Here is a 7935-nt window from a genome sequence, read left to right as displayed (position 1 = left end):
GGCTGCGGCTACGCGACAGCCAGGGCCGGGACCTGCCGCTCGGCGGCGCCGCCCTGACCGACCTGGCCCACCTCGACACCAGCGACCTGCTGCCCGCCCCGCCCGGCGGGGTGCAGCTGCTGGTGGACGTGACCGCGCCGCTGACCGGGCCGGCCGGCGCCGCCGCCGTGTTCGGGCCGCAGAAGGGCGCCGACCCGGCCGACGTGACACTGCTGGACGCCGCGCTGCGCCGGCTCGCCGACCTGGCCGGCGGGAACCCCGACGAGCCGGGCGCCGGCGCGGCGGGCGGCACCGCGTACGGGCTGGCCACGCTCTGGGGGGCCGGCATCGTGCCCGGGGCCACCACCATCGCCGAACTGGTCGGGCTGGCCGACGCCCTCGTTGGCGCGGACGTGCTGCTCACCGGCGAGGGACGCTTCGATGAGACCTCCCTGACCGGCAAGGTCGTCGGGTCGCTGCTGGCGACCGCCGGGTCCACCGGCGTACGGGTTGGGGTGGCCGCCGGGCAGGTCAGCGGCCCGGTGCCCGGGTCGGTGGCGGCGGCCGTGTCGCTGGTGGAACTCGCCGGCTCGGTTGAGGCGGCGCTGCACGGCCCGGAGCGCCTGCTGGTCGAGGCCGGCGGTGTGCTGGCCGGCCAGCTGGGCGTACTTGCCGGACGCTCAACGGAGGCCTGAGCTACCAGCCGCGCCCGCCAACTCGGTCTCAGCCGCCCAGGCCGAGCTGAGGATAGAGAGCGTCGGGAGCGGCGACCGCTCCTCGCGGCCGAACGACCTCGACATCCGCGCCGAAGTCGCTGTAGCGCAGGGACGCGTTCGGCAGGCCGCTGTCGGCTGGAATCGAAAAACTGACCAGCCGGCCATCGGCATCCAGCGTCGCGTGGAATGCGTTGCTGCGCGCACCGTCGGGAAAGCCACTCGGACCAGGGCGGATGCTGATCCCGTTGCCGGTGCCGACTCGCGTCAGGTCGATCGTCCCGACGATTTCAGATCCGTCTGCCCGTGCGGTGACGATCGCATTGATGAGGCGCGCCGAGCCACCGGGATCATTCTTGCCTGGGGCGAAGCTCGGAGCGAAGTCTGACGGCACCCGGGCCGGGTCGAGGGTCATCCATCCGTGGCCGACACCCGGGAGGTCCAGTTCGGTCCTCATGTAGACCTCATTGTCGATCATCCGGATCTCCATGGCGCGGCCGAACATCGAAGCCGTCACGACGGCACGCCTGTTGACATTGTCGATGCGCGCCAGCGTGGTGATCTGACTCGCGATGTCGACGTCGGCCCGAAAACTCGTCCGATCGATGAACTCCGTGCCCGACCGCAGCATCTCGACGGCGTTGGCAGTCGCGGCGTCAGCGCTGACGGTCGACATCGCGGCGGGCTCGTTTTCCGTCCCCCCTCCGGTCGAGCAACCCAGCGCAAGCAGGCTTCCTGCCGCAATGGCGGCCGCCGCTGCTCGACGTGTCATAGCCGGATGGTAGGCGGCTGTCGCAAGGCCGCGCGGCACGGAATCGCTGCCCTCCGTTGCAATCCTCCCGCGGGCGGCCGTGTGGCGGTCGGTCAGGTCGGTGTGGACTGGAGGGTGTCGGCGACCGGGCGGCGGGTGGCGGCCAGCGCGGGAATGGCGGTGAGTACGGCGACGGTGAGCAGGACCGCGAGTGCCAGGGCGAGCATCCAGGAGGCGCTTGCGTACCGCTGGTCGCCAGGGCTGGCGACCAGATACAGCCCGATGCCGGCCACGGCCCCGAGGGCCACGCCGGGTATCGCGGGAAGCAGCTGCGCCACCGCCATGCCCACGGTTACCTGCGCGGGTGTGGCGCCCAGTGTGCGGGCGACGGCCAGGGGGTGGCGGGCATCGACGACCGCGGTCCAGGTGCTCACCACGGCGTTGATGAGCGCGAGGACGCACAGCACGACGATGACGAGGAGCATGGCCTGAAGGGTTCGTGTGCTCTGGGGATTGGCCAACTCCGACTCGCCGAGCTTGACCCGCCGGTTCTGTGTCAAACCCATCAGCAAGGCGGCGAGGCCGGTCGTGGTGATCAGGGTGTTCACCATGACGAGGCGGGCGCGGCGAGGGCGACGAGCGTTGATACGAATCCCGAGCAGGACGGCGGTGGGCATTCGGCGGGACAGCCACACGCGCCACCCGCGGCGTCGGGGTGGCGTGGCGGCGTCCGCCAGCGCGTGGACGGTGTCGGTGGTGGCGGCGCGGAGCACGGGGGCGAGCGCCGCCGCGGCGGCGATGGCCAGGGCGAGGACGGTGGCGGCCAGCACGGTACGTAGCGTGGGTGGCTGGGTGCCGGTGGCGCCGAGCAGTCCGGCGCCGGGGTTGGTCAGCGCGGGTGCGGTGAGCCAGCCGGCGGTCAGGCCGCTGCCGGCGGCGGCGAGCCCGATGACGAGGTATTCGGCGAGGTGAACGGCGGCGATCATGGCCGGTCCGGCGCCGACGGCCTTGAGTAGTCCCACCCGGCGGCGTTGGTCGACGACGCGGCCGGCGACGATGTTCGCGACACCGGCCACCGCGAGGGCGGTGAGCAGCCAACTGCCGACCACAAGCGCCAGGTGGGCCTGTTTGACGAGCTTGCCGTCCGCGTCGGCGATCTCTTTCCAGCTGGTGTATTCGATCGCGCCCTCGAGCTTGTGAGTGAACGAGGTGCCGACCCGCGAGTCCGCGTACCTCAGGTTCAGGGTGTATGTCAGCGGCCGTCCGCCGGCCAGCGCGCCGATCTCGCTACGATCGACCCATACCAGGCCGGCGTACTCGGTCAGGGGGCTGCCCGTGTCGGCGCGCCAGTCGGCGCGCGGGTAGACGGCCCTGGCGGCCGTGACCGCGGTCCCGACCACCTGCAGCCGGTGACCGTTGATGTCGACGGTGTCGCCGATGTGTACGCCGAGGGCGTTGGCGAAGGTGGGTTCGATGACCAGGCCGCCGGGGCGTACCCAGGTGCCGGCGGTCACCGCAGGCCGGTCGAGCGCCGCCGGAGAGTTGTCCCGGCCCGCGACGACCGCGGGGACGGTGACGCCGCGGGCGGTCAGCCTCAGGTAGGCGATCGGGTACGGCCCGCTGTGTGCGGTGACACCGGGGGCGGTGGCCAGCGGCGCGAGGGCGGCCAGGGCCTCCGGGCCCGTCGCTCCCGGCATCGCCACCACGTCCGGGCCCGCGGTCGCGGCCCGGGTCCGCTCATACGGCCGGGCGAGAGCATCGTTCAGGGCGAGGCCGAGAGTCAGCGTCGCGGTCGCGGCGCTGATCGCGAGCACCAGCAGTACGGTCTCGGTCCGCCGCCGGCGCAGGTCCCGCACCATCAGCCGGCACACGAGCAGCAGACGCCCGACCATCTCAGCGCCACCCGCCGTAGACCGTGCCCCTGCCGGCGGTGGGGTCGGTGGTGGTGCCGGCGAGCCGGCTGTCGTCGGCGAACGACCCGTCCCGCATGGAGATCACCCGGTCGGCGACCGCGGCGATGCGCGCGTCGTGGGTGACCACCACCAGAGTCTGTCCCGCCGTACGCAGTTCCTCGAACAAGCGCAGCACCTCCAGGGTGGCGGCGCTGTCCAGGTTCCCGGTGGGCTCGTCGGCCAGCACGACCAGCGGCTGGTTGCTCAACGCGCGGGCGAGCGCGACCCGCTGGCGCTGCCCGCCGGACAATGCCGACGGCAGGTGCTTGGCGCGTCGGCCAGCCCCACCCGGTCCAGCAGCGTCATGGCGCGCTGCCGAGCCCGGCGCGGTGACTGTCCGGCCAGCAACGCGGCCAGCTCGACGTTCTCCACCGCGGTCAGCTCGTCCATGAGGTGGAACGACTGGAAGACGAAGCCGATGTGCTGCCGCCGCAGCCGGGCCAGGCCACGCTCACTCATCCCGTCGATCCGGTGCTCGGCCAGCCAGATCTCGCCGTCGGTGGGGCGTTGCAGCCCGCCCAGCAGGTGCAACAGGGTCGACTTGCCGCAGCCGCTGGGACCCATGATCACGAGCGTCTGCCCGGCGGGCACCTCCAGGTCGATCTCGTCGACGGCGCGCACCAGGGCGCTCCCCCGCCCGTACCACCTGCTCACCCCGCGTGCCCGCAGCAGCGCCGACCCGGTCATGCGGCACCGCCGGGTATGCCCTGGCTCCGCTCGGTGCGCTCGCTCATGGGGTCGCCTTCCCTCCGGTCCGGTCGCGTTCGGTCCACATGCGTTCGCACGCCTCCAGCCACTCCAGGTCGGCCCGCAGCCGCAGCACGACCCCTTCCAGCAACAACCCGACAACCGGATCCACCGACCGCTCCAACGCAGCCCGCTGGGCATCCCGCAGCCGGCGCAGCACCTCGCGCCGCTGGGCGTCGACCAGAGCCACCGGATCTGCCAGCCGGGCGGCAGCGGCGGCGACCAGCTTGAGGTGGAACTCGCTGAGGTCCGGCCTCGGCCAGCTCACCTCGGTCAGCCACGCGGCGACCCGCTGCTGGCCGGCCGGGGTCAACGCGTAGACCCGGCGGTCGGGCCGGTCCGGCAGGCCCTCGTCGCGCTGTGAGGTCACCAGCCCCGACTTGGCCAGCCGGGCCAGCGTCACGTAGATCTGGCCGGCGTTCATCGCCTCGCCGAGCGGGCCGAGCGCGCCACGTATCCGGCTTCGCAGGTCGTACCCGTACGCCGGCTCCTTCGCCAGCATGGCCAGCACCACGTCCTGCACCCGACCCACCCCCGTAGATCGATAATAGATAACCGCTAGCTATAGGGATGTCAAATCGAATCGCAGCAGCAGACAGAGGTGCTGAGACCGCCGAAGGTCACTCGTCTGAAAGGGCCCGGGCCCGCCCGTCAACCGCCCGACGGCCGACCACCACGACCGCAGCCAGGCCCACCACCGCGATCAGGCCCGCCGCCGCCAGCACCGTCCGGACGTCCGGATGCAGCAGCGCCTGACCGCGCAACGCCTGCCACACCAGCAGCGCGACCAGCCCGGCGTACCCGAACGCGCCCACGACCACCAGCCGTACCCGCACCGCCGGCACGGCGAGCCGGGAGTACCGCCGCGCCAGGATCGTGAGCAGCCACGCCAGCAGGGGCAGCGCCTGGAGCGCGTGCAGGCCCACGAAGTGCGCGATGCGCAGGTCTCCGCCGGTCGTCGCCCAGCCGGTGACCGGCATCGACGGGCCGCCGTCGGGCGCCCCGACCGCGTGCGCGCCGCTGACCGTGAGCACGCCACCGGCATCGACGACCCGCTGCTGCGCGGCGGTCGGCTGCGCCATCTTCACGCCCACCAGCATTCCCGCCAGGGATACGACGATCCCCCACCGCATCGCCCACAGCGCAGCGCGGTCGGTGTGCCGCTGGACGAAGACCACCACGGCCAGGACGAACGTCGACAGCCAGATCACCAGGGCGAGCTGACCCATGAGGTCGTACACCGCCGTGTCGTACGGCGTCGCCACATTGAAGTGACTTGCCCGCCCGCGCGCCGCCTGCGACACGATGGCCCCCACCTCGGCGGCGGTCGCCACCGCCGCGACGGTGGCGCTCCACCAGGCGATCCACCGGCCACGGCGGACCAGGCGGAGCATCCAGGCGAGCGTCGCGCCGTACAGGGCGAACGACACCGCGAACTTGAACGGCTTCAACCAGACCGGAGCGCCGTTGACGGTACGACCGTCGACGAGGAGCCCAGCAAGGGACACCAACGCCAGGACCGTCATGAGCCCGGCGAGCAACACCAGCGGCCGGTGCAGGCGCACCGTGGTGGAGGGACGCGCGATCAGCGCCTCGTTCGTCATGACGTACACGCTCGCAGCGCCGCCGACCCGAATCGACAGGGTGAGCCCTGCACTTGTCGGTAGGGCTGCCCCCACCTGTCGAAGCGCTACGCCCACGGTGGGCGATGCCGCTCCACATAGGCACGCGCCCTGGGCAGCGGGTCCTGCCAGTACTGGTGCGGCATCCGGCTGTGGTGCTGCTCGCAGAAGTCGGCGAGGTCTTCGGTGATGCTGATGTTCTCCAAGGGGCGGCCTTCGAAGTCGGAGTTGACCGCCAGCAGGTGCGGCTCGGGATGCCACCCCGAATGGTCGAACGCCCAACCGTCCCAGACTGCGTAGACGTGGAAGATCTGCCGCTCGTCCGCGAAGCGCACCCCCGCGATGCCGATCGACCGCTGCGGGTAGGAATCCCGGCAGACCCACGCGAGGATGTGACAGGCTCCGGCCGCGAAGAAGGCCTGGTCCGTCCGTTCCCATGCGATGCGCTGGTCTGATCGTTCGATCGCTGTCCGGCGGAACGCGCCCGCTGCCGTGGCTGTCACAGTCGGGACGTTAGTGAATGGCACGGTGTCGGAGGGCAGTCGCTACCGCGCGGCGATCAGGTAACCGATCGCGGCGATGTCCTTGAGCAGGCCGCCCAGGGTGAGCTGAGGATTCAACGCCCGGATCACGGCATCGGTGAGCGGCTGCTGAGCGACGACGTGTGCGACCGCCGCCTGGTCCACGTCGATCTCGTAATAGTCGCCGGCGAACTCGACGAACCGGTCGACGATGTCGTCGCAGAGGATCTCGAGCATGCCGGAGCCGTCCGGCCCCGTGTCGTCGTACGGCCCGCGAAGCGGTGGGAAGGTGATGCCGTCGCCGGCGTGCCAGCGGTCGTCCGCGGTCAGCCGCCACAGCACCGCGGTGGCGATGAACTGCCCGCCGTCGTCGCAGAACGTGGGCTCCTCCAGTTGCGGACGCAACACGTCGGGGGTGTGAACTGCTGCCAAGGGCGTGCTCTTTAGGCGTCAAGGGCGCGTTCTGGTGCGGTGTTTGGGCGAGGGGCTGCGGGAGTGTCGTACCCGTCGCCAACACTGATCCTGAGGGGGTGAGTGGGGGTGGGTGTGCACAGTATCCAGGCGTATCGTTTTGCGCTGGATCTCACCCCGGCTCAGGAGCGGTCGGTGCTCGCGCATGCCGGTGCGGCGCGTGTGGCGCACAACTGGGCGTTGGCTCAGGTGAAGGCGGTGTGGCATCAGCGGGCCGCGGAACGTTCCTACGGTGTGCCCGAGGAGCTGCTGACTCCGGCGGTGGGTTGGTCGTTGCCGGCGTTGCGGAGGGCGTGGAACGCGGCCAAGGGTGAGGTGGCGCCGTGGTGGCGGGAGTGCTCGAAGGAGGCGTTCAACACCGGCTTGGACGCGCTGGCCCGCGGGTTGAAGAACTGGTCGGACTCTCGTGCCGGTAGACGCGCGGGTCGCAAGGTCGGTTTTCCGCGGTTCAAGTCCAAGCACCGCTGCACCCCGGCGGTGCGGTTCACCACCGGCGCGATCCGGGTCGAGGCCGACCGGAAACATGTGGTGCTGCCCCGGCTGGGTCGGTTGAAGCTGCACGAGTCGGCGCGCAAGCTGGCCCGCCGCCTGGAGGCAGGCACGGCCCGGATCATGTCCGCCACGGTGCGCCGTGACGGTGGGCGTTGGCACGTCGCGTTTTGCGTCGAGGTGCAACGCGGCGAACGCCGCCCAAACCGTCGCGGGTCGGTGGTCGGTGTGGACGTCGGTATCACGCACCTGGCCGTGGTGTCGACCGGCGAGTTGGTGGACAACCCACGCCACCTCGCCGCCGCGCAGACGCGGCTGCGGCGGCTCGGCCGGGCATTGTCTCGCAGGAACGGCCCCGACCGCAGGACCGGCCGCCGGCCATCGAAGCGGTGGCAGCGCGCCGCGAACCGGCTCGGCCGCGCGCACGCCCGGGTGGCCAACCTGCGCCGCGACGGCCTGCACCGCCTCACCACCGGGCTGGCCCGCGAGCACGGCACGATCGTGGTCGAAGACCTCAACGTCACCGGCATGCTGGCCAACCGCCGGCTGGCCCGACACATCGCGGATGCCGGCTTCGCCGAGATCCGCCGGCAGCTGGATCCTGCTGGCTTATTGGCGGGTTCATGCGGCTAGGGCGAGGCGGGCGAGGTGGCTGGTGCGGGTTCGGTCGAGGGGGTGACCGTTCCAGTA

9 protein-coding genes and 1 pseudogene are annotated in these 7935 nt (G+C 71.6%); 2 read left to right on the top strand and 8 right to left on the bottom strand.

Annotation, left to right across the window (positions count from 1 at the left end; translation table 11 throughout):
- Positions 1-674: glycerate kinase (locus ACWEVO_RS22805; protein WP_452309553.1), on the top strand; the 674-nt coding region annotated here is incomplete at its 5' end.
- 28 nt (positions 675-702) lie between these two features.
- On the opposite strand, the gene ACWEVO_RS22800 is transcribed toward ACWEVO_RS22805, so the two are convergent.
- The 8 genes and pseudogenes from ACWEVO_RS22800 to ACWEVO_RS22765 form a co-directional block, all read right to left on the bottom strand.
- On the bottom strand, positions 703-1464 hold the full coding sequence (locus ACWEVO_RS22800; protein ID WP_452309552.1) for a hypothetical protein: 762 nt from the start codon (positions 1462-1464) through the stop codon (positions 703-705).
- Between the two features lie 92 nt (positions 1465-1556).
- Positions 1557-3335 carry an ABC transporter permease gene (locus ACWEVO_RS22795; protein WP_452309551.1) on the bottom strand — a complete coding sequence of 593 codons (1779 nt, stop codon included), beginning with the start codon at positions 3333-3335 and terminating at the stop codon, positions 1557-1559.
- A gap of 1 nt (position 3336) precedes the next feature.
- Positions 3337-3603 carry a hypothetical protein gene (locus ACWEVO_RS22790; RefSeq protein ID WP_452309554.1) on the bottom strand — a complete coding sequence of 89 codons (267 nt, stop codon included), beginning with the start codon at positions 3601-3603 and terminating at the stop codon, positions 3337-3339.
- An 18-nt stretch (positions 3604-3621) separates the two neighbouring features.
- Positions 3622-3959: pseudogene (locus ACWEVO_RS22785) on the bottom strand (ABC transporter ATP-binding protein); the annotation flags it as partial.
- 166 nt (positions 3960-4125) lie between these two features.
- Positions 4126-4665 carry a PadR family transcriptional regulator gene (locus tag ACWEVO_RS22780; RefSeq protein WP_452309550.1) on the bottom strand — a complete coding sequence of 180 codons (540 nt, stop codon included), beginning with the start codon at positions 4663-4665 and terminating at the stop codon, positions 4126-4128.
- A 97-nt stretch (positions 4666-4762) separates the two neighbouring features.
- A complete protein-coding gene (locus ACWEVO_RS22775; RefSeq protein WP_452309549.1) occupies positions 4763-5746 on the bottom strand; it encodes a hypothetical protein in 984 nt (327 codons plus the stop codon).
- Positions 5747-5832: 86 nt separating this feature from the next.
- Positions 5833-6267 (bottom strand): hypothetical protein, encoded by a 435-nt coding sequence (locus tag ACWEVO_RS22770; protein ID WP_452309548.1) that lies wholly within the window; start codon positions 6265-6267, stop codon positions 5833-5835.
- A 42-nt stretch (positions 6268-6309) separates the two neighbouring features.
- Positions 6310-6717, bottom strand: coding sequence for a hypothetical protein (locus tag ACWEVO_RS22765; RefSeq protein ID WP_452309547.1), 408 nt, complete (start codon positions 6715-6717; stop codon positions 6310-6312).
- Between the two features lie 108 nt (positions 6718-6825).
- Between ACWEVO_RS22765 and tnpB the strand changes: the two genes are divergently transcribed.
- The gene (gene tnpB / locus ACWEVO_RS22760) at positions 6826-7878 is read left to right on the top strand and encodes an IS607 family element RNA-guided endonuclease TnpB (protein WP_452309546.1); all 1053 of its coding nucleotides are present in this window, start codon (positions 6826-6828) and stop codon (positions 7876-7878) included.
- The last annotated feature ends 57 nt before the right edge of the window (positions 7879-7935 follow it).

The sequence above is a fragment of the Micromonospora sp. NPDC003776 genome (genome assembly GCF_053605645.1).
Note: the sequence above shows the minus strand (reverse complement) of the source record. Positions and strands in the feature narration are given on the sequence as shown.

Excerpts from the sequence above, each read along its gene's own strand:
- ACWEVO_RS22800 (WP_452309552.1), bottom strand. The coding sequence starts at position 1,464 with ATGACACGTCGAGCAGCGGCGGCCGCCATTGCGGCAGGAAGCCTGCTT.
- ACWEVO_RS22795 (WP_452309551.1), bottom strand. The coding sequence starts at position 3,335 with ATGGTCGGGCGTCTGCTGCTCGTGTGCCGGCTGATGGTGCGGGACCTG.
- ACWEVO_RS22775 (WP_452309549.1), bottom strand. The coding sequence starts at position 5,746 with ATGACGAACGAGGCGCTGATCGCGCGTCCCTCCACCACGGTGCGCCTG.